We start from the raw sequence: 22,006 nt of genomic DNA, 5'->3' as shown, positions 1-22,006 counted from the left end.
AATTAGTTCTTACGCGGTTTTAGTTTGATGGTAGCCTGTAAGTACAAATACTCGGTATCGTTTTCAGCATTGGATGAAACGATGAACGATTTAGAGGTAAAGCCGTAGTTCTCCTTCGGGATAAAATCTACTCTTACTTCTCCTTCTTTACCGGGCAGGATAGGTTCTTTTGAGTATTTAACCACCGTGCAACCGCAAGAAGTTTCAATATCATTAATTACCAATGGCGCGCTGCCTGTATTTTTAAAGGTGAACACCCTTTCGTAACGCTCGCCGGGATATACGTCGCCCAACTTAATTGTATGTTCGGTAAACGTAATTTTAGCCTTGCCATCAGCTGTTTTTGCGGGCATAACAGCTACAGCAAGCAGCTGAACGAAAAGGAGTAAATTCATCATAGCAGCACAAAAATAACCCACCCTTGCCTTAGTTTATCAAACAAGGGCGGTTTTATTATTGGTATTATTTATTAGGATTAACAACAGGTGGGGTAGCTTGTCCGGCTTTTTCAACCACAGTACCTTTTATGGTAAGGGTTATTTGGCCGCCGTTAGAATCAACCGTTACAGTTTTGGTAAAACCTCCCATGGTTGCCGCATTATAAGTTACTTTTATTATTCCTGTTTTACCGGGCTGTATTGGTTCCTTAGGATAATCAGGGGTAGTGCAGCCGCAACCCGCCTTTGCATTGGTAATAATCAACGGAGCATCGCCGGTGTTAGTAAAAACAAATTCATGCGATGCAGGCACATTGTGGGGAATGTTGCCGTAATCAAACATGCTTTCTTTAAAAGTAATTTTAGGGCCGTTTTGAGCCATAGCAGCAACAGCGCCAACCAGCACAACGGTAAGGGTAAGTAATAGTTTTTTCATTTCTGTTTATTTTAGAGCAAACTGTTCAAAAGCTGTTCCAAAACACGCACAGTACTAATGTTTTTAGACGAATATCAATTACTTATCTGTTACGCCTGCCTCAATTAAATAGTGGCGGTCTTCGGCCTCAAAATAGTACCTCATGTTCGGGGTAACCACAGAGTCGGGGTGTTGCAGCAATTGGTCGGGGATTACGTTCTCAATATTGCCTTCGTCGCAAATAATCATGCGGGGCTTTTGCCACGCCACAAATATTTTGTTAGTCCATATCACATCGTGCTTATGGAAATACCCGAACAGCTTATACGGCGGCGATACAGGATAATCATAAGGCAACACGGCAGCCACCTTGCGCACACTGTCCCAGTGCAGATAATAGGTGTGCGGGTGTTTTTCTTTAAACACTTTGATAGCAGCATAGTTAAAAGAATAACCCCGCTCTGATTGAAGTAATTTTTCTTGACGGTTGAAGAGAACAAAGGCTACTGAAAAGGCCGCCACAAAACACACAAATGCCGGACGGAACCAAGCCCGCGAAAACAGTAGCAGGCACAAGCTGCCCATGCTTAAAAACTGTGCAAAGGTGAGCGAAAAACGGGGCACCCACACCAACGAGAAATATTTGGCAGGGAAATACACAAACCCTGATACAAGATTTACGGCCACTACGGGCAGCATAAACGCCAACCACCACAGCCATACCTTGTAGTTGGTAACCCGCATAAACAGTAGCACGGCAGCAAAAGGCAGCAACAGCAGCCCGAAACTTTTGAATATCGGGAGGAAGTAATTGCGTTTGGCTTGTGCAGTTTGTAATCCTATGCGCTCAAACGATTCGCTGAGACGGTCGTAGCCAAAATCGTTTTGGTATTTCAGGTAGATAATTCCGGCAACAAAAACCACCACGTACACCCCGCCCCACAACAACGATTGCAGCAGCCACCGTTTTGTAGTAATGTTTTTAGCAGTGAATTGAAGGGCTAAGTAAAACAAGTGCAGGCAGGCCACTAAAACGGCTCCGTCTTCTTTTACAGAAACCATCAGCAGCGCAGCAACAGCCGAAACCCAATGTTGTTTTTTGTATAAAGAGAGCGTGAAAATAAAGCCCAGCGGCACGTACAGCATTTCGGTGTGGAAACCGTAATCGGGGTCGTCGTACAACCAAAACGAAACCGGCCCGCAAAACACAGCAATGTAAAATACGGCCACCAGCAGTTTGTGATTGAATTCATCCGATTTTTTGTATAGCACAGGGAAGGTGTACCACAACGCCCACACATACAGCAAAAACTGCACGATGAAAATGCCCGTTGCCCCCCACTTGAGTACGAAAGGCCCCATGGCCAAATCAAAAAAGTAATTGTGCAGTTTGCCGTGATAGCCGTAGCAGTTTTCGTGCATCAACGGGCGACCTTGCAGCCATCCCCTGCAAATTTGTATGTGCGTATACAAATCTGATTGGTAGCCCAGTTTGGTAAATATGCCCAACTTGGCAGCAAAGTACCATATCAATATGCCCAAAGCAGCTGCAAAAACAGCTATCCCAAAAAAATCACGTCGCTTAAAAATATCAATCACTGCTTTGTTTAGCGTTTTGTTTTAGTAGAACCCATTGCCAGATAAAAAACACGGCCGCCAACGGCAACAGCCAAATCATGCGGGCCATGTACCTATCCACTACTCCTGAAAGTGAGGCGCAAACCACACCGTTTATCAGGCAGCCTATAATGATGGTGAGTGCAAATGCCATCGCAACGTTGTAGTGTTTTTGCTTGATGGCAACGGCCATAAACACCACAATAACCAATAAGGCTATGTACACCGTCCACCGCTGTATTTTCGACGCGGTTTCAAAATGCAACGTTTGGTGGTATTGGGCTGCATTTTGGTATTGCGTCATCTCACCACCAAAAAAATCTTTTATCCCGCCGTACACCGGAGAGCCTTCAGCCATTGGGGTAAGGTAGCCCAAATCAAACATACCTAATTGTTTCCAACTGTCGCTAATGCATTTATCAATCAATACTTTACGCGAAGGCCCGTAGCCAACCATGTTTTTCACTAACTGGCCGTATTCTTTGTCTTTTTCAACCCAACAATTACCCCACCCGTTTTGTACGCAAACGCTTTCGTACAAAGGGCTGGTACCAAACTCCCACAAAAATGCTACCGCGTGGGGCGGTAGGTTATCCTTCACGGCACACAAATCGGCAGGTGCATCGGGACACTTTTCGTCTAAGTACACTTTTGCCGCACCTGTTTCTATGCAGCGGGCCACTAAAAATATATTGCCCGTGCGCGAGGGTTTAAAGCCAACATCCAACCAATAATTAAACAAACTGATAACCAACCACGCACCAATGCCCCAAAACATAAGGGAGGAGTGGTTTTTCTTCCGTTCACTAAAAAACGGCTTTCTTTTATAGGCAAGCCTTACCAGCCAAAGCAAAGCGGCCAGCAGGCTGATGATAAGTAAGTGTGAACTGTGAACTGAGATGCTGAACAGCATTATAACTACTAACCAAAAACGGTGGTTGCTTTTTATATTCTTTCCGGCCAATAGTATGCCTGCACATAACAAGGCAATGGGCGAAAATACATCGGCCATCAGTTGGCTGTTATTATAGGCAAGTCCCGTAGTGAGGCCAAGTCCGATGAGCAAAAGCGAAGCCGGGATAAAAGTTTCTTTAAGGTTTAGCAGGTAACGTATCGCAAGCCGAATCACATAAAACAGAATGAACGATTGTGCCAGCAATACCAGCCAAAGGCTGTACCAAAGGCTGCTATGGCGCACAAACCAACTGTAAAAATAGGGACGGTCTACGGGGACGTAGTTAATAAAGCCCGCCACAATGTATGTACCCGAATCGGAGTATAGTAACGGATAGCCGTTTACCAACGCAGGGTAATTTACAGCTGCCAGTGCAGCAATAAAAAGCAGCAGTTTAAGTACCCATCGGCCCATTGGCCAAAGATACACATTGAAAATTATTTATGATTTTTTTGGCTTACTCTTAGCCGCGCTGTATCAAATACACCGTATAGGCAGTATAGGCCAGTAAGAATACAATCCCTTCAAAACGGCCTATGGTGTGGCGTTTACCTACAAACAGCAACCCAAACAGCAGCAAGCTGGTTACAATATTTACCCATGCATCAATTTGTCCGTAGGTATTAATAGGGATGGGGTTGATAAATGCACCCGCTCCCAAAATAAAGAAGGCATTAAAAATATTACTGCCTACCACGTTACCAATGGCAATATCGGTTTGTTTTTTAAATGCGGCTACTGTGCTTGTTGCCAGTTCAGGCAAGCTGGTTCCAACAGCTACAATGGTTAGCCCTACAAACTTTTCACTAAGTCCCATTGACATTGCAATATCAACAGCACCGTCAACCACCCATTTACCGCCAAACACAAGACCGGCTAACCCCAACACTACATATAGTATTGATTTTGCAGGAGGCATCTGTTTAATTTCTTCTCCGCCATCACCCCCGGCATCTTTAGCTGTTGCAAAAACATAAAAAATAAACACTACAAAAAACATCAGCATCACCAAACCGTCAATGCGGGTAAGTGCGCCTGCCAGTGGTGATTGTGATGCAGCGTTATAGGTTGCAAAAACGTCGGGTTGGTCGTTATCCAAAAATATATCACTGCCGGCCACCAATATCAAAACAGCACTTAGCAGGGTAAGGGGGATTTCTTTCCAAACAGTATTCCGGTGCACCGTTAGCGGATAGATAAGGGCTGAGATACCCAAAATAAATAGCACATTAAAAATGTTACTGCCTACCACGTTGCCCAATGCAATTTCATTAGCACCGCTGATGCTGGCCAAAGTAGTTACAATCAACTCCGGCATTGAGGTACCGAAAGCTACCACCGTGAGTCCGATGACCAAATTACTTACATTAAACTTTTTTGCAACTGATGATGCTCCGTCAACCAAAAAATTGGCTCCGTAAATAACCATAGCGAAGCCTACTACGAATAACAGGTATACCATAAATGGATGATTCTCTTGGTGGTGCAAAACTACACCAAATCACATCCAATTTTTTAACGGCTAAAAAATTTTAACTGCTATTCTCGGTACAAGAGATAAGCCATGTACACAACATAGCTTAGTAAGAAAACAACGCCCTCGTATCGGCCAATGGCGTGCTTGCGACCTACAAAAAGTAACGAAAACAATAATATACTTGAACCGATATTAACCAATGTATCCACCTGGCCAAAGCTATTAACGGCTATCGGATTTGTGATAGCGCCTGCCCCAAGTATTAAAAAGGTATTGAAGATATTACTCCCCACCACGTTGCCAATAGCAATATCAGATTGTTGTTTTCGGGCGGCTACTACTGTTGTAGCCAATTCGGGTAAACTTGTACCCAATGAAACGATAGTTAGCCCCACAAATTTTTCACTCAGCCCCATCAGGGCAGACAACTGTATAGACCCGTTAACAATCCAACGACCCCCGACGATAAGTCCTGTTAAGCCAAATAAAATATACAGTGCTGATTTTTTAGCAGTTAAGGTTGCTACTTCGTCAGTGTCAGTATTTACTCCTTCTTCAATTCCTTGTCGTGCTGTTGCAAACGCATAGTACAAGAACACCATGAAGAAACAAATAAGTACCCAGCCGTCAATGCGTGAGAGAATACCTGCGGTGGGTAAAGCAGATGATTTGGGAATACTTTGTGAAAGATAAGCGGGGTCTATAAGTACATCGCTGCCCAGCAAAAACACTAATAGCGCAGCTAACAGTGCTAAAGGAATTTCTTTCCAAACCGTATTTTTATGTACCGTAAGTGGAGATAGTAATGCAGCAACCCCAAGTATAAGCAACACGTTAAGGATATTGCTGCCTACTACGTTTCCAAAAGCAATGTCGTTATTACCGTTTAAACTGGCTAGCACAGTTACCACAAGCTCTGGTGCTGAAGTACCGAAGGCGACAATAGTAAGCCCGATAATCAAGCTGCTTACGTGCAGTTTTTTTGCGGCAGCAGCAGCACCATCAACCAAAAAGTTGGCTCCGTAAATTACCAAGAAGAATCCGGCTATAAACAGCAAGTAATCCATACGTATGGCCTAGTAACTAACTTCAAAAAACGATATAGGTTTTCCGCGGTGCTATTAATAGCGGGTAATCACAGCATCGCCCCACAGCTCCTCAATGGCATAAAACTCACGCTTTTCATTCAAAAACACGTGTGCCACCACATTCACATAATCCAGCAATACCCACTCAGCATTTTCATAACCCTCTTTGTGCCAAGGGCGTTCATTTAATGCCTTCTCAACTTCATCGTCGATAGAGCGGCCTATCGCCTCTACCTGCGTATCACTATCCCCGTGACAAATCACAAAAAAGTCAGCCACAGCACTTTTTATTTTTCTCAAATCCAGCACCACAATGTCGTGTGCCTTCTTTTCTTCCATTCCTTTTACTATCACATCGCACAGCACCAAGCCTTCATCAACCGTTGTTTTTTTACTCATCAAATTTTAATCGCTTAATTTGTCGGCAAAAATAGCGCATTTGTTTCAAACCATTTCAAATAACGGTGTTATCGGTTCAGCATACTTGTATTTGCCCCAAACGGCATCTACCAATACCTACTGCCGCAACCTACTTAACGATGAACCGCAACCGCCAAACGGCTTGGTGGTGCGCACAGGTCATCAGTACGAGGGTAGGGGGCAACGCGGCAATGTGTGGCAAGTGCAGGCGGGTCTTAATTTAACATTTAGCTGTGTGGTGTATCCGCACTTTTTAGCCCCTGCCGACCAGTTTTATTTAAACATGGCTGTTTCGCTTTCAGTAATTGATTTATTGGATAGCTATGCACAAGGGGCGGTAATGAAATGGCCGAACGATATTTACATAGGCCGTCGCAAAATTTGCGGTATTTTGATTGAAAACAGTCTGATGGGCAGCAAGCTGCAATCCTCTATTATAGGTATAGGAATAAACATCAACCAAACGGTGTTTGAGGGATTGGCGGCTACTTCGCTGGCGTTAGAAAACGGCAGCACGTATGATATAGAAGAACTGATGCGCCAGTGGTGTTCTTGTATGCAAGCCCGTTATGATTTGCTGATGGCAGGTCGCTTTTTTGATTTAAAAACCGCGTACTTGCAACGCCTTTGGGGTTTAAATACCGTAGTGAATTATACCAAAGAAGGCGAACCGATGCAAGGCATAATGAAAGGAGTGAACACGGCAGGCCAATTGATACTAGAAGAAAACGGCTCCGAAATTTTTTACAACTTTAAAGAGATAAGTTTCGTTTTGTAAACACTACCTCGCATGAATCTTATAATAGACCAAGGGAATACCAGTACAAAATACGCTGTAGTATCAGTGCAAGGCCAAGTGGTGCACAAAACAATCACTCCTAATTTTGACACAGCGGTGGTGAAGCAGTTGGTACAAAATCATCCCCTGCGAGCAATACTGGTGAGTAGTGTACGCCATGATTATGAAGTATTAAAGCCCCATTTTGAAGGAATAGGTATCCAAGTTGTTTTTTTTGACGACGATTGCCGCCTACCCTTTACCAATTTGTATGCAACCCCTAAAACCTTAGGGAAAGACAGAATAGCGGGAGTTTGCGGGGCTTTGAAATATTTTGCCGGACAAAATTGTTTGGTGATAGATGCAGGCACTTGCATTACCTATGATTTTATAGATGCCGAAAAAAATTATCACGGCGGTAGTATAAGTCCCGGCCTTGAAATGCGCCTAAAGGCAATGCAGCATTTTACCGGAAAATTACCGCTGGTTTCTTTAGAATGGCCGGAAGATTTTACAGGAAACAGCACCCAAACTGCGTTGCAAGCGGGTACAGTTTATGGTGCAGTGAATGAAATAAACGGCTTTATTGCCCGTTATAAACAACGGCATGGCCTTTTGCAGGTGTTAATGTGTGGAGGAGATACAGATTTTTTGGCGAAACGGTGCGAAAGTGAGATATTTGCCGCCTCTGATTTGGTAATCACAGGCTTGAACGAAATTTTAATATACAATTTACCGCATGTTGCGTAAAGCCATTTGGATGTTGCTGGGGATAGGTGCCGCAGGAAATTTATTTTCACAAAACCTCACCCGTTCGCCCTATTCAGGGTTTGGAACGGGCGATTTGCAATTTTACGGCTTTGCACACCAGCAGGCAATGGGAAGGATTACGCAATCTTTGCGCGGAACTGCTGATTACAGCATTGCCAACCCTGCTTCGTATTCAGCTTTAAAATATACTTCTTACCAAGCGGGCTTAAATGCCTCGCTGGGTACAATTGAGAATAGTACGGTATCACAAAAAACAAATACTGTAGCGTTAGGTTACTTTTCGTTAGGCTTGCCCATCAACCCAAAGCGCGGTTGGGGCGGTGCTTTCGGGTTAACTCCGTACAGTGCTATCGGATTTAAATCATCTACCAGCACAACTGATACTACCACAGGAAGTTACACTAACATACAAGAAGGTAGCGGCGGCCTTAACCGCTTTTACATGGGTATGGGTAAAACCTTGTTTCACAACGTATCAATAGGGTTTAATGCTTCGTACATCTTCGGACAGTTAGTTTCAACCGAAAAAGTGTATTTCAATCCTGACTCGGTGTACCTTGATTACCGTGAAGACCGTACCCGTTTTGTGGGCGGTTTTAATTTTGATATCGGCTTGCAATACCACGATACCATATACCGCAGCAAGGGTAGTAACGAGAATAAATGGATATTGAACATTGGAGCTACTTACCACATGGGTTCTAATCTTGCTACTAAACAAGAACTATACGCCCGCACCGTTTACCAATACCTTAACAACGATTACCGCCGCGATACTGCCCAATATTTAGAAGGGCAAAAAGGTACTCTTTCAATTCCTGCTGGTTTTTCAGCAGGTATCGGGTTCACAAAAACAGGCCGCAAAAACCTTTGGTTTGTTGGTGCTGAGTATCATAGCCAACAGTGGTCGTCATATACCTCGTTTGGTCAAAATGCTGGGTTAAAAGATTTAACCAGCATTTCATTGGGAGCCACTTACCAACCGTTAATGGCAAGCCAATCAGTAGATATCACAAAAAAATACCTTAAACACATACAATACAGGGCCGGGATACGCTATTCAAACACTCAAATTGTATATAAAAATACACAGATTAGCGAGTATGGTATCAATTTTGGTTTAGGTTTTCCAGTAAAGCCATTTAACAGCTTTGTATCGTACATAAACTTTGGAGTTGAATACAATAGCAGAGGGCTTGTTAAAGATGACTTAATAAGAGAGAATTATTTTCGTTTCTTTTTAGGATTATCAATAACCGACAAATGGTTTGTAAAGTATAAATATGAGTAAATCAGCAATTATGAAAGTATCACAAGTATTCATTTTATCAGCAGCTTTGCTGGCAGGCTCATTAGGATTGGCGTGCAAGGCCACTGCTAATGCGGCATCTCCTGCTGCAACAGTTGAAAACACCGCTGTAGAAGCAGTAGCAGTAGACCAAACTCCACAAAAAGACGGTAACGGCGGTACCGAGCCCGAGTGCCAAAACCTATTGGGTGCAGACAGTATTGAAACCCGTAAGAATGTATCACTTTACCGCGAGCAATTTCAAAACAAAAAATACGCTGAGGCTTTGCCTTTTTGGCGCTATGCGTATCAAAATGCTCCTTGCTTTAAAGAGTATATAACTGCCGACGGTGCTTACTTAATGGCGGTGATGATTAGCAAAACTAATCCTAAAGAAACCGCAACTGTTAAAGCATACGCAGATACTTTGATGCAAGTGTACGATACCCGTTTGCGTTTATTTGGTCGCAACGGAAACGTAGTAGGCCGCAAAGGCAGGGATATGTTTAAATACTACCCTGAAAAAGCGATGGATGCTATTGCGTTGTTGCGTGAATCTATTGAACTTGAAGGTAATAAAAGTGCTGAAATGGTGATATTCGATTTGATGTCGGCAACTGTTCAGCAAAATAAAAACGGCGGCGTAATTGCTGACGATGAAGTAATTAACTGGTTTGATAAACTATCGGCCATTATCGATTATAACCTTAAAGAAAAACGCACACAGTATAACGACCCCGCTACAAAAGATACTGCCCGTACCGGACAGGCTATGCGTTTGTGGGAATGGCTTGAAGTTGCTGTAGTTGACATGGGTAGCCCTTACCTTACTTGTGAAAAACTTACACAGCTTTACCAGCCTAAGTTTAAGGCTACTCCTGAAGACCCTGCGTTGGTAGAGAAAATTATAGCATTGTTGAAGCGTGCTTCAAACTGCGCTAAAACTGATTTCTATTTAGAAGTAGCTGAGCAGAACTTTAAACTAAGTCCGTCTGCTGCTGCTGCTGCTGCCCTTGCTAAGGCATTCCAAGAAAAAGGCAACTCGGCAAAATCTAAAAACTACTACGAAAAAGCTGCTGAGCTAGAAACTGATAAATTGGCAAAAGCTGATTATTATGTAATGCTTGCAAGCTTAGAATTAAGTACCAACGATTGCTCAAGCGCACGCACTTATGCACGTAAAGCCCTTGAGAACAATCCAAAAAGCGGCGAAGCTTATATGATAATCGGTAACGCTTACATGGCTTGCGCAGGCGGTTGCGGAGCAGGTAAGGTAGAAAGCCAATATCCTTATTTGGCTGCATACGATAAGTTTGTACAAGCTAAAAACGTAGACCCATCAATAGCTGACAAAGCCAATGCACGTATGGCAATTGCCGCTGCCCGTTGGCCAGTTCGCGAAGATGTTTTCTTTGAAAACAAAACCGAAGGCGCCACTGTAAACACCGGCTGCTGGATTGGCGAAACCACTACTTTGCGCGTAAGGCAATAATTTTGTTACAATAAACAGTATAATTCTACTGCAAAGGCACTAGGGAATAAAGCACTTGTTGTTCACCTTGGTGCCTTTGCTGTAAAACAACAACCCTTTGGGTTTCATGATAAAAAACAACACATATTATATAGCCCTAATTGCTTTTGCAGTTTTGTTTTTTGCAATGCAATCGTGTGTTAAAACTGGCGATTGGCAAAAAGTGAAACAATTGCAAAGCGATACGGTGTATCCTGAGAAGGCTACGGGTGTTGAGATTAACATCACAGATTCAGGTCACCACATTGCACAAATACTTTCGCCCTTAATGGAAAGGTATAGTGGCAAAAATCCCTACCTTGAGATGAAGAAGGGGGTGAGGGCGTTGTTTTTTAACAAACAAGGGGTGAAGGAGAACCAATTGGATGCTAACTACGCCATTAGCCACGAAAACGAAAAAATTATTGAGGTGCGTAACGATGTACGCCTTGAAAATGTGAAGGGAGAACGCCTGAATACTGAAAAGCTAACGTGGAATCAGGCAAGTAAGAAGATATATACCGACCAGTTTGTGAAAATAACCACCCCCGATGAAGTAATTTACGGAGACGGTTTTGAATCAAACCAAAACTTTACAGAGTATAAGATTTTTAAAATAAGGGGCATACTAAGCCTTAAAGATATTAAAACCGATAGTAGTACCCATGTTGACTCGATTCATTGAAATAATGTGGCTGGTGATAGCCATAGCAAGTATAGCCGTGTTTTTTTACCTGCTTATCAGCGAAGGTTTTGTTGCAGGAAAAGCATGGGTGTATCTTATAACTACTGCTATTGCAGGCGGTATGTTTTGGCTGCGTCGCTGGCAGCGTATCAAACAAAGCGGCAAGTAATAGCGCTTATTTCATAGCCATAGGCTGCTCGGCCAAAAATGCTTTCCACTCGTCAAGCATCCTACCTTTCAGTACCCTTGGTATTTTATTTTGCGAGCCTAATTTACCCATCTTATCCATCCAGCGGATAAAGTAATCAGTGGGCACAATATCTACAATAATTTCTTTTAAGGCGTGCTTACGCTCCACCGCATAATCATCATTCAGCTCTTTTAGCAACTCATCCAAACGGGTTTTCACATAAGCCTTATCAATACTGCCGTCGCAGGCAATGTACCAATGGTGTGCAAACAACGAGTCGTAACGTTCACCGCAAACGGTAAATTCACGCATTTCAAGGTTCAGTTCATTACTAAGCATGGCCACAGCTTTGGTCATGTTATCAACCGAAAGGTGCTCACCCACCAAACTCAAAAAGTGTTTCGTGCGGCCTGTTATAACTACCTCAAGGTTTTTAAAATCAACAAATTTTATCACATCACCAATCATATATCGCCAAGCTCCCGCACAAGTAGAAACCAGCAAAGCATACTCTTTACCCAGTTCCACATCCATTAGGGTTAAGGCTTTTGCTTCGGGCTTCATCACCCCCTCATCGGTAAAGTTGGTAGAGTCGAAAGGAACAAACTCAAAGTATAGTCCGCCTTTTATTTGCAGGCGCATCCCTAAAGCATCAGGGGATGTTTTAAAGCCCATAAAACCTTCAGATGCAAGGTAAGTTTCAAAGTAAAACACCGGTTGGCCAAGCAACTTCTCAAACGCTTTTCTATAAGGGTCAAACGAGTGCCCGCCATGCACATATACCCTAAAATTAGGCCATATATCGTGTATGTTATTCAGCTTGTAGTAATCAATAATGTTTTCAAACAAAATCTGCACCCAAGCAGGCACGCCTGCAATCATACCCACATCCCACTTCTTCGCATCGCGCACCATTTCATCTATCTTCTCCTGCCAGTCGCGTTTTTTACGGGTTTCCTTCACGGGCTTAGAAAACGGTTGAAACCACAAGGGCAAATTACCTGTGGTAATCCCGCTAAGGTCGCCGCTATAGTTAATCCCGTTAAACTCTAAATCAGTACTGCCGCTCACCATTAGTGAGTCTTTTGTCATTGCATCCTTGGGTAATCCTTCGGTGCGGGCAACGCTTAATAGCTGGCGGGCGCTGGTACGTTTAATAGTTTTCAGCATTTCGCCGGTAACGGGTATGTATTTACTTGCCCCGTCAGAAGTTCCTGAGCTAAGGGCAAAGTAATTTACCTTACCGGGCCAAGCAATATCAGCTTCGCCTGCGCGGGCACGTTCCCACCAAGGCAACATAGTAGAGTAATCGCCCACCGGAACACGTTTGGCAAACTCTTCACTTATATTCGGGCTAAAAAAAATCTCGTCGAAACCATAGTGTTTGCCAAACTCGGTATCTTTTGCTTTGTCAACCAGTTTGCGCAAAACTTTTGCTTGTGTATCATACGCCATAGGCTGGTTTGCATCAAACCGCTGCCTAATTTCAATCCCCTTTTGTACTATGGATTTAATAATCCCCATCTAACTCAACGTTTTTATTAAACTTGCAAGTTACATAAAATTAGAAATCCCGCTAGTTTTGCAAGCTAAATGTGGGTAATTCATAACCGTTTATCACTTAAATTTAAAAATATTGTATGACTGAAGATATAACACTCCGCTGGAAGGAACTTGAAGAGAAAATTGCCGGTGAATACGGCAAAAAGCCAGATTTAAATGCTTTTTTATTGCTGATTGGGATACGTGAGCTGGGCAAGGTGAAAGAAAAGTTTACCAAAGAAGAAAAAGTAGCCTTGATGCACATAGCGGTATGCAAGCTGCTAAGCCAATCAGGCTATTACGAGTTGGAGGGCACTGACCAGGACGGTTGGCCGCATTGGAAGTTGGTTAAAAACCCGCCGTTCATTAACATTTTTGAGCAAGAGGTGTATTTACGCCAACACATTATTGAGTATTTTGATGCCATGTAAGCAAACGTATGTGTAACTTTACACCTCTATAGGGTGTATGCAACGCACAAATTTTGTATGTTAGCACTTTATAGTAACTTTTGTTTGAGACGACACAGATGAAAAAGACAGTTTTTATTGCGTTTAGCGCCCTGCTTACTTGGGCAGCTTGTAAACCATCAACCAAGAACACACAAGAAACCCCAGCACAAGACACTCAAGCCGCAACAACACCGGTGGTAGAACAGCCTGTGGATACCGCAGGCCAAAAAGAGCAATTGGTAGAAATTACAACGGCCGCGGGGAAAATAGTACTGAAACTGTACAACGAAACCCCCCAACACCGCGATAACTTTATTAAGCTGGTGAAAGACGGGTACTATACCGATTTGTTGTTTCACAGGGTGATTAAAGGTTTTATGATACAAGGCGGTGACCCTGATTCTAAAACTGCTAAGGCAGGACAACAATTAGGAGCCGGAGATATTGGTTATACCATACCTGCTGAGATAAACAACAAACTGATACATAAAAAAGGTGCATTGGCTGCCGCAAGGACTGAGAATCCTGAAAAACGCAGCAGCGGTTGCCAATTTTATATCGTACAAGGCCAGCATACTAACCCCGATGATTTGCAAAACATGGCTTATTACCGCGGTTACCAATACACGCCTGAGCAGCTAAAAGCCTATGAAAAAGGCGGTGCCCCATCATTGGATGGTCAGTACACTGTTTTTGGCGAAGTAGTAAGCGGGCTGAATGTTGTTGACGCTATTGCAAACCAATCGGTTGATGGCTTTAGCCGTCCCTTTGGCGATATACGTTTCACTATAAAACTGAAAGATTAAAAACGGCAAAACTATTGTAGCATTAAAAATATAGCATGTTTCAAATACAAATGAAAACCGCAAGCAAACTAATTATCGTACTTATGTGTGTAGCAACCGGCCTGCAAATCGGTTGTTCGCCAAAGAACAGAACATCAAAACAAACACCAACTACCAATACCAAAGTGGAAAATAAAGAACAACGAGTGCAGGTAAGCACAGAGTATGGGAATATAGTGTTGAAGCTATATAACGAAACCCCCCAACACAGGGACAATTTTATTAAATTGGTAAACGATACGTTTTACCACGATTTGTTATTTCATAGGGTGATACGTAACTTTATGATACAAGGCGGCGACCCACAGTCTAAAAATGCTCAACCGGGCCAGCAGTTAGGCGCCGGAGATATTGGCTACACCATACCCGCTGAGTTTAATAATAAATTGATACACAAAAAAGGCGCGTTGGCAGCAGCACGTCAGGGCGATATGGTTAACCCGCAAAAACGCAGCAGCGGTTGCCAGTTTTATATTGTCCAAGGACAAGTGCTTGACAGTGCACGCTTACAAATGATAGGTATGCAAAACGGCATTAGCTACACACCTGAGCAAATAGCTGTATATACTACCATTGGTGGTACTCCGTTTTTGGATATGAACTATACAGTATTTGGCGAAGTAGTAAGCGGAATGGAAGTAATTGACGCGATAGCAGCAGTACAAACCATGCCCGGCGACCGTCCGATGAAAGACGTTAAATTTACTATTACACTGGTAAAAGAATAAAGCTTAGATGGTAAAACACTTTATATATGTTTTGGTGATGCTGTGTATGCAGTTTATTGCTGCAAAAGCACAACAGACTGTGGTTAGCGGGCGTGTAACAGATGCCGCTACGGGTGAAGCCATGCCGTATGTAAACGTGTTTTTTAAAGGGACAACCATTGGAGCAAGCACCAATTTTGATGGCTATTACAGTATTTCCACCGCAGTTAAGGTGGATTCTGTAATAGTCTCATTTATGGGCTATGATGTTATTGCAAAACCCATTAAGCGAGGAATTACTCAAACAGTTGATTTCCAGCTTAAAGAAACTGTCTCAGAAGTATCGGAGGTAGTGGTTACCCCGGGTGAAAATCCTGCCAATAAAATCATCCGTAAAGTAGATGAGCGCAGAGATTTCAACGAGTTTAAATCATTAAAGGCTTATCAATACGAAAGCTTTACCAAAATACAATTAGCGGTAGATAACCTCTCTGAGAAGTTTAAGAACAAGAAAATGGCTCAGCCCATTTTGCCCTTGTTTGATACCGTTGCCCACCTTTCAGAAGGTGGCAAACCCATCTTACCGGTTTTTATCTCTGAAAGCTTATCAGATTATTACGTGCTGATGAACCCCTACCATACCCGCGAGTATATTAAAGCCACAAAAGTGGTGGGTGTGGGTGTAACAGACGGTAGCCTTACTTCACAAATTATTGGCTCCAGCTTTCAACAGTACAATTTTTACAATAACTGGGTAAACATACTTGATAAGAACTTTATATCGCCCATAGCAGGCTCTGCATTAATGTATTATGTATTTACCATACGCGATACCGTAGAGATTGAGGGCAAACCCTGTTTTGAATTACAAGTGAACCCGAAACGGGAAGGGGATTTGGCTTTTACAGGCAAAATTTGGATACAAGATTCAACCTATGCGCTAAAGCGGGTAATGCTTGAGATAAGCAGCAAAGCCAACCTTAATTTTATTGATAAGCTGAAAATTCAGCAAGAGCTTGAGATGACAAGCGCAGGCCCTTGGCTGCCATCAAAAACAAGGGTACTGATAAACATACAAGAGATTAGTGAGAACACCCCCGGCATGGTGGCGTTGTTCTACACTTCTAACAAAGATTTTGTGGTGAACGACCCCAAACCTGTTAAGTTTTACGAAAACAGGTTGGAAGTAGCTGAAGACGCTACCCAGTTTGACGACCAGTTTTGGAATGAAAACCGACACGAGAAAATAAGTGAAAGCGAGAAACGCGTTTACAAAATGGTGGATACGCTACGTAACCTGCCTGCCGTTAAAACGTGGATAGAATACGTGGATATTGCCATTAACGGCTTTAAAGATTTCGGCAAGGTAGAGATAGGCCCTTATGCCTTGTTTTACGGATATAACAACCTTGAAGGAAACCGTTTTAGAGTTGGGTTTAAAACCAACGAATATTTCAGTAAGAAGTGGACGCTGCGCGGGTACGGTGCTTACGGTACATTGGATGGCCGTTTTAAATACAGCGGACAGGTAGAAAGGATTTTATCACGCAGGCGTTGGACAATTTTAGGGCTAAAGTATAAGAACGATGTGGAACAAATTGGGGTGAGTGATCAAGATTACTCAACCAGCAATTTGTTTACGCAGTTATCGCTTTTCCAAGCCGACCAATTGAACCGTACTATTGAGTACAAAGCATGGGCCAGCCGAGAATTGAAAAAGGGCATTACGGCCAAAATATCATTACAGAACAAATCGTACAGTTTTACCCCGATACGCAACTTTAACTTTGCGTATTACCAAAACCCCGAAGACCCTGCTAACTCTTCTATATCAACTGATTTCATCAACTCATCGGTTACGCTGGAAGCCCGCATAGCCATGAAAGAGCTGTTTATTATTGATGGGAACGACCGGGTAAGTATTGGCAATGCCAATGCGCCCCGTTTCAAATTTTCATACACCCGCGGCTTTAAAGATGTGTTGGGCAGTGGTTTCAACTACAACAAAGCAGAGATTGAAATACGCCAGTACATTGTATTTGGAACACTGGGACAAGGTGATTATATATTTAGCGCAGGTAAGGTGTTTGACCCATTGCCTTATCCGTTGTTGTTTGTACAACGCGGTAATGAGGCTATAGTGAGCAGCCGCAGTGCGTACAACCTTATGAACTTTTTTGAGTTTGTAACCGACCAATACGTATCGATGAATTATGAGCACCATTTTGAAGGCTTGCTTACCAACCGTTTGCCCTTGGTTAAAAAGTGGAAACTGCGTTTGTTTGCAACCGGTAAAGGGGTGTGGGGTTCTGTTACACCGCAAAACTTAGCAATGCTGCCCAAAGTTGATATGCTTGGTCGTCCTGTATCTAGTTTTGGTGAGATTAACAGAGAACCTTATATTGAAGTTGGATATGGTTTAGAAAACATATTCCGTGTATTGCGGGTTGATTTTGTACACCGTCTTACGCATCTGAACAACCCTGCGGCACGTCCGTTCGGGGTAAAATTCCAAGTGCAATTTACATTCTAAGCAAGTTAGCGAACTACCACACGTTCCAGTTGGATAACCACGTCGGGGGCAGTTTCTTTAGCGGTGAGCATATACAAGCAATACCCGTTAAATAAAGGATGGTTAGGCAAACGCTGCAATAAATCCTGCACTGTTTTCTGGTAAATGGTTTCCCAAAAAGCTTCTTGTTGGTCGCGGTCCGTTTTCCCTGATTCATTATATCGGGCCATGGCACCTTCGTATTTACCCAATTCCAACGTTTCGGCAATTTTCTTGGCATGCTCAAAACTCCCCGAAGCAAAAAACTTCGCCCAAAGTAAATTCAGCAAATAAGGGTTTTTTACTGTGCTATCAGGTATTATGGGCAAGCCGTAGCCTTTTACACTTTGGTAATACTGTTTTTCATCGGCATTAAACTTCTTTTGCAGGCTTTGCGGGGCATAGCTCACCAAATTCAAAATATGAATGGTGGTAAGCCGCTCGTTGGTATCCATTTTGGTGAAATGCTCTTCCACGGCATTTAGTAAGTAAAACTTACCTTTAAACAACTCTGCAAAAAAGCCCAACATGGGTAGTGTTTTTTCAGGGTCGGTTTGCACCTTAGGTTGAGAAAAGAAGAGCAAGCCGTCAATTTCCCTGTCAGGCTCAAGCCCTTCGTAACAGTAGTTTTGCCACACAAAAAAGCTGTCAGGCACAGCAAACTTACGGGGAATGTATTTATACGTACTAACAGTTATCGTTTGCCCAAACGTGGCTTTTTGGCCGTTGGTATTATCTGTAATGGTAATTTCTATTGAATATTCGCCCTCTTTAGCATCTGCGGTAAATTCGTAATTCAGCACTGTTTCGCACAAAAACACCGCCGATGTATCGTTCACTACCTTGGTAAGTCCTTTAACGCTTTTACGGTCAAGCAAAACAATAGCACCCTTTTTAATCGTTAAGTTATAAGTAATGTTGGCTTTCTTTTTTGCATCCGTACCAAAGCCGCTGATTAAAGGTAGCATATAAAATGCCTGCCTTTTATAAATGTGGGTAGTTTGCGGAATAGCTCCCAACGGAACTTCTGCGTTACTCTTGTACCAGCGGTCGAAAAAATTAGCGTAGGTAGTAACTGCCAATCGCCCTTCAATGGCAAGCAGGGGAGTGATACACAATACTAGAAACAGTACAAACAGCGTTTTTTTTGCCATCATTAATATTCTTTTTGGCCTTTTATGGCTTTTTCGTAATCGGGGTGTTTTAGCAAATCGCCGTAATCATCCGGCCATTTCTTGCTCAAAAACACCTTCCAGTACACGGCTTTGCTCATACTGTCCCAGTGTATCAGCGATTTTTTGTATTGCCATGTCTGAAACCCGTTTAGATATACAAAGAATGCGCCAAGTACCAAAAACGTTGCACCCGTCCATTTACGTTGCAATGCCCAAGTAAACAATGAGGCCAGCGGGAGTGCCATCGCTCCGTAAATATCAATCATGGGGCGAGAGCCGAAACTGCCGCCATACCACCACGACCACCAGCTATATACGCACCAAACAAAAATGGGCAACATCACCCACAAGCCCAACGCCCACTCTTTTGAATATTTTTTTATAACGAATAAACCTGCGGTAGCCAGTGCCATTACAGGGGTGTATAACCACCAGCCTTTGCGGTAACTGAACAAGCCGTTTAGTACTTGTGATTTGGTGAAGAAGAAGCCTTCTTCGCCGTAGGTATAAAACATCCATTTACCGCTCATGTATTTCCAGTACAGCAGTTGGGGCAGCAATGCCAGAAAAGCACAGGCACAGACCAACAACACCAAGTACCAGCGGGTTTTCACTAATTGCAGTTTTTGCAGCAAGCTATCTTTTGAGTGCACATTGTACAAAACGGGTAGCAATGCCAGCAGCACGTTTAACGGCCTTGCCAGCGTAATTGTACCCATTACCAAACCCAACAAAACGGTATTACCTATTGCGGGTTTTTGGTGCCATTTTATGGTGAGGTACAACAAGCAAATGATGAGAAAGAAATTGTACACGTGGCTCATCGGCCCTTCTGAAAGGGTGTAGTACAGCAAATTGGTTCCGGCGGCAATCAGTACCAGCGTGATGGCGGTAACTTTATCGCTGTGATACATCAGCAGCAGTTTACGCAACAACCACAAACCGGCCAACCCATAGAACATACTGCCCAAGATGATGAAAAAGAAATAATGGGCATTTGCCCCATCGGTGGCATGACCCAACGGTTTTGCCGTTGCGTGTGCCATTAAGAAAAAGGGGAGATGCAGGTAGCTTACGCCCATGCTCATGCGTATGATGCGCCCCGGCCTTTGGGGCGATTCCACACTCCACCAGTAATACATATTTTTCCTTGCTGAGTCGCTGTTCAGCGTAATGTCGTCCTCAATAAATACAGCCGGTAAATAGGCATAGTACGAGGTCATATCGTGGCGCAAGGCATCCTGTTTCAGCCACTCTTTGCCGTTCATAAACAGCAAAACATACAATACTACTATCAGCCAAAAGGCGGTTAAACTGTATAGGGGTTTTTGGGGCATTAGTGTCGGGTCATTATCAGGTATTCTCCGGCATTGGCAAGGCGGAAACCCTTGCGGCCTGCTATTTCAAATATATACCTTTCAGCGGCAGTTGCCCTGTATTTGGGGTGTATAAAAATAATATCGGGAGCAAAGGCGGCAAAAAACGCATCCACCTGTTGTGGTGTAGGTTTAGGCAGTTCTTGGTTGGGGTTTTCAGACAGTTTCAATATATCCCGCATCACAGGGTCGATAAGGTACAGTTGTTTCACCTTACTTGACAAACGAGCCGTATAACCCCCAATCATCTTCTTATCAAAAATGGTTTGAAAATACAGCATATCAGAGTTGTTAAGCCCTATTTGGGTAAACCCGTCGCGAAGTCCCGCGGGGATGGGCAGCACCACATCGCCTTTCATGGGTTTTAACTCGTACACCTCTTTGGGAATGCTTTGTTTATCAATAGTTTGATAAGGGTTGGGTTTAAACTCAATAAACAATACTACCAGCAATGCTATTGAAACCGCAGTAACTACTTGTTTCTTGATGGAATTATTAAAGTACCACAACACCACAATAGGGAACAACAAGCTAAACAACACAAATATGCGGGTGATTACGCGCACATTGTTTACAAACGGAATGTAATGGATAAGGGCGGTAGGCAGGTAGAACAAAAAATGCCCCAATACCTTAAGCACGGGCAAACTAAGCATTACAAACAGTAGCGATAACCAAGCAAAGGTTTTTACTTCAGTCGGGGTGCTGTTTTCTTGTTTGCGGGCGATAAATACAGTGGCTACTGTAAAGGCAATGAACGAAAAACCGAGGAAGAAAAAGTTTTCCTGATAGGCAGGAATTTCAAGCCCGACACTGCCCAATAGGTTGGTAACCCACGGGCTGTAAACAGGCAAAAAATAGGCAGCCAAATCACCACCCCAAAAGAAAGCCCCTTTGTCATCCCAGCCCATCGCATCTAAAAGGCTCACCGCGGTACTGGCAATGCCGGTAATAAGGGCAATCAGTAACCAAGGGCGTAGCTTTTTAAAATCAATTCGCCACGGCTGTACATAATGCTTAATAACAATATAAAAACCTGAGAAGTAGAGCAGGAAAAACGTTAAATAGTACTCTGAAAGTGCAGTAACAATGCCCAGCAGCAAGCAATACACCAGTTTTTTGTAGCTGGCAATGGCGGGCAAAAACCTTCGGCCTTCAAAGGTAAATACATCAATAAAATGGTAGATATAAAACGGCATGGCTGCTGTCAGCGCAAACCAGTGGTGGTCTTGCAGCTTTATCATTTTCCACGGTGAAAAGGCAAAAATAAACCCCGCCAGCAACGCTGCCCAATAGTTGGGCACAAAGCGGTAGCAAAGCAACGCCGCTCCCAAGCCCGAAAGAATGAAGGAGAGCCACAGCCCTACGTTTAACCCTATGGTGTTATCATCAAACAGCAGGCAAAACGCCCCCATGATAAAATTGTGCGAATTCATGGTCATGCTGAACCCTGCGGGGTACATTTCCATATCGTTGTGCAGCGGGCTTTGGCCTGCGGTTACCTTTTTTTCAAACAGGTAGATGTTGTTATAAAACACAGGCACATCGCTTTGCATATCTAAGCGGCCTATGAGATACCTATCAGGCTGTAGCATGATATTGCCAGTGTATACTACATACACGGCAGCAAATACAAGCATTGCGGCAAGCCACTTAAGGTTTTTGGTGAGAAACTCTTTCAAGTGCGGGTGATTTGCTGCCAAAAATACTTAAAATAAGTCCATTGG

The 22,006-nt window shown here is 43.3% G+C and carries 21 protein-coding genes; 10 read left to right on the top strand and 11 right to left on the bottom strand.

The genetic code is table 11. The features are described 5' to 3' along the window. Window positions 1–2: 2 nt before the first annotated feature. The 7 genes from F9K23_05655 to rsfS form a co-directional block, all read right to left on the bottom strand. On the bottom strand, window positions 3–398 hold the full coding sequence (locus F9K23_05655; GenBank protein KAB2917240.1) for a DUF1573 domain-containing protein: 396 nt from the start codon (window positions 396–398) through the stop codon (window positions 3–5). 64 nt (window positions 399–462) lie between these two features. Continuing rightward, window positions 463–873, bottom strand: a complete 411-nt coding sequence (locus F9K23_05650; protein KAB2917239.1) for a DUF1573 domain-containing protein — start codon at window positions 871–873, stop codon at window positions 463–465. Between the two features lie 78 nt (window positions 874–951). Beyond that, on the bottom strand, window positions 952–2,451 hold the full coding sequence (locus F9K23_05645; GenBank protein KAB2917238.1) for a hypothetical protein: 1,500 nt from the start codon (window positions 2,449–2,451) through the stop codon (window positions 952–954). Continuing rightward, window positions 2,444–3,838, bottom strand: coding sequence for a hypothetical protein (locus tag F9K23_05640; protein KAB2917237.1), 1,395 nt, complete (start codon window positions 3,836–3,838; stop codon window positions 2,444–2,446). The genes F9K23_05645 and F9K23_05640 overlap by 8 nt, the downstream gene beginning before the upstream one ends. A 49-nt stretch (window positions 3,839–3,887) precedes the next feature. Then, entirely contained in the window at window positions 3,888–4,886 is a 999-nt protein-coding gene (locus F9K23_05635; GenBank protein KAB2917236.1) for a calcium/sodium antiporter, read from the bottom strand. Window positions 4,887–4,963: 77 nt separating this feature from the next. Then, window positions 4,964–5,968 (bottom strand): calcium/sodium antiporter, encoded by a 1,005-nt coding sequence (locus F9K23_05630; protein KAB2917235.1) that lies wholly within the window; start codon window positions 5,966–5,968, stop codon window positions 4,964–4,966. 54 nt (window positions 5,969–6,022) lie between these two features. Continuing rightward, window positions 6,023–6,388: a ribosome silencing factor gene (gene rsfS, locus F9K23_05625; protein KAB2917234.1), complete on the bottom strand. Its 366-nt coding sequence runs from the start codon at window positions 6,386–6,388 to the stop codon at window positions 6,023–6,025. A 19-nt stretch (window positions 6,389–6,407) separates the two neighbouring features. Here rsfS and F9K23_05620 point away from each other — a divergent pair, with 19 nt between their 5' ends. The 6 genes from F9K23_05620 (at window position 6,408) to F9K23_05595 (ending at window position 11,610) form a co-directional block, all read left to right on the top strand. Then, window positions 6,408–7,187, top strand: coding sequence for a biotin--[acetyl-CoA-carboxylase] ligase (locus F9K23_05620; GenBank protein ID KAB2917233.1), 780 nt, complete (start codon window positions 6,408–6,410; stop codon window positions 7,185–7,187). Window positions 7,188–7,199: 12 nt separating this feature from the next. Continuing rightward, complete coding sequence (locus F9K23_05615) at window positions 7,200–7,937, top strand: type III pantothenate kinase (protein KAB2917232.1); 738 nt, start codon at window positions 7,200–7,202, stop codon at window positions 7,935–7,937. Further along, window positions 7,927–9,249 (top strand): hypothetical protein, encoded by a 1,323-nt coding sequence (locus F9K23_05610; protein ID KAB2917231.1) that lies wholly within the window; start codon window positions 7,927–7,929, stop codon window positions 9,247–9,249. The genes F9K23_05615 and F9K23_05610 overlap by 11 nt, the downstream gene beginning before the upstream one ends. Further along, window positions 9,242–10,738 carry a hypothetical protein gene (locus tag F9K23_05605; protein ID KAB2917230.1) on the top strand — a complete coding sequence of 499 codons (1,497 nt, stop codon included), beginning with the start codon at window positions 9,242–9,244 and terminating at the stop codon, window positions 10,736–10,738. The genes F9K23_05610 and F9K23_05605 overlap by 8 nt, the downstream gene beginning before the upstream one ends. Before the next feature lie 106 nt (window positions 10,739–10,844). After that, window positions 10,845–11,441, top strand: a complete 597-nt coding sequence (lptC, locus tag F9K23_05600) for an LPS export ABC transporter periplasmic protein LptC (protein ID KAB2917229.1) — start codon at window positions 10,845–10,847, stop codon at window positions 11,439–11,441. Further along, window positions 11,422–11,610, top strand: a complete 189-nt coding sequence (locus tag F9K23_05595; GenBank protein ID KAB2917228.1) for a hypothetical protein — start codon at window positions 11,422–11,424, stop codon at window positions 11,608–11,610. The genes lptC and F9K23_05595 overlap by 20 nt, the downstream gene beginning before the upstream one ends. Before the next feature lie 6 nt (window positions 11,611–11,616). Here the strand turns inward: F9K23_05595 and F9K23_05590 are convergent, their stop codons facing one another. Continuing rightward, the gene (locus F9K23_05590) at window positions 11,617–13,155 is read right to left on the bottom strand and encodes a GH3 auxin-responsive promoter family protein (GenBank protein KAB2917227.1); all 1,539 of its coding nucleotides are present in this window, start codon (window positions 13,153–13,155) and stop codon (window positions 11,617–11,619) included. Between the two features lie 116 nt (window positions 13,156–13,271). On the opposite strand from F9K23_05590, the gene F9K23_05585 reads away from it, so the two are divergent. The 4 genes from F9K23_05585 (at window position 13,272) to F9K23_05570 (ending at window position 17,710) form a co-directional block, all read left to right on the top strand. Further along, complete coding sequence (locus tag F9K23_05585) at window positions 13,272–13,604, top strand: hypothetical protein (GenBank protein KAB2917226.1); 333 nt, start codon at window positions 13,272–13,274, stop codon at window positions 13,602–13,604. Between the two features lie 98 nt (window positions 13,605–13,702). Then, the gene (locus F9K23_05580) at window positions 13,703–14,431 is read left to right on the top strand and encodes a peptidylprolyl isomerase (GenBank protein ID KAB2917225.1); all 729 of its coding nucleotides are present in this window, start codon (window positions 13,703–13,705) and stop codon (window positions 14,429–14,431) included. An 83-nt stretch (window positions 14,432–14,514) separates the two neighbouring features. Continuing rightward, window positions 14,515–15,198 (top strand): peptidylprolyl isomerase, encoded by a 684-nt coding sequence (locus F9K23_05575; GenBank protein ID KAB2917346.1) that lies wholly within the window; start codon window positions 14,515–14,517, stop codon window positions 15,196–15,198. A 7-nt stretch (window positions 15,199–15,205) separates the two neighbouring features. After that, window positions 15,206–17,710 (top strand): carboxypeptidase-like regulatory domain-containing protein, encoded by a 2,505-nt coding sequence (locus F9K23_05570; GenBank protein KAB2917224.1) that lies wholly within the window; start codon window positions 15,206–15,208, stop codon window positions 17,708–17,710. A gap of 5 nt (window positions 17,711–17,715) precedes the next feature. On the opposite strand, the gene F9K23_05565 is transcribed toward F9K23_05570, so the two are convergent. The 3 genes from F9K23_05565 to F9K23_05555 are packed head-to-tail and all read right to left on the bottom strand — an operon-like array spanning window position 17,716 to window position 21,982. Next, entirely contained in the window at window positions 17,716–18,885 is a 1,170-nt protein-coding gene (locus F9K23_05565) for a hypothetical protein (GenBank protein ID KAB2917223.1), read from the bottom strand. Next, window positions 18,885–20,240, bottom strand: a complete 1,356-nt coding sequence (locus tag F9K23_05560; GenBank protein ID KAB2917222.1) for a hypothetical protein — start codon at window positions 20,238–20,240, stop codon at window positions 18,885–18,887. Before F9K23_05560 ends, F9K23_05565 begins: the two co-directional genes overlap by 1 nt. After that, the gene (locus F9K23_05555) at window positions 20,240–21,982 is read right to left on the bottom strand and encodes a hypothetical protein (GenBank protein KAB2917221.1); all 1,743 of its coding nucleotides are present in this window, start codon (window positions 21,980–21,982) and stop codon (window positions 20,240–20,242) included. The genes F9K23_05560 and F9K23_05555 overlap by 1 nt, the downstream gene beginning before the upstream one ends. Between the last annotated feature and the right edge of the window lie 24 nt (window positions 21,983–22,006).

This window comes from Bacteroidota bacterium (assembly GCA_008933805.1).
Lineage (GTDB): Bacteria > Bacteroidota > Bacteroidia > UBA8524 > UBA8524 > SB11.
Note: the sequence above shows the minus strand (reverse complement) of the source record. Positions and strands in the feature narration are given on the sequence as shown.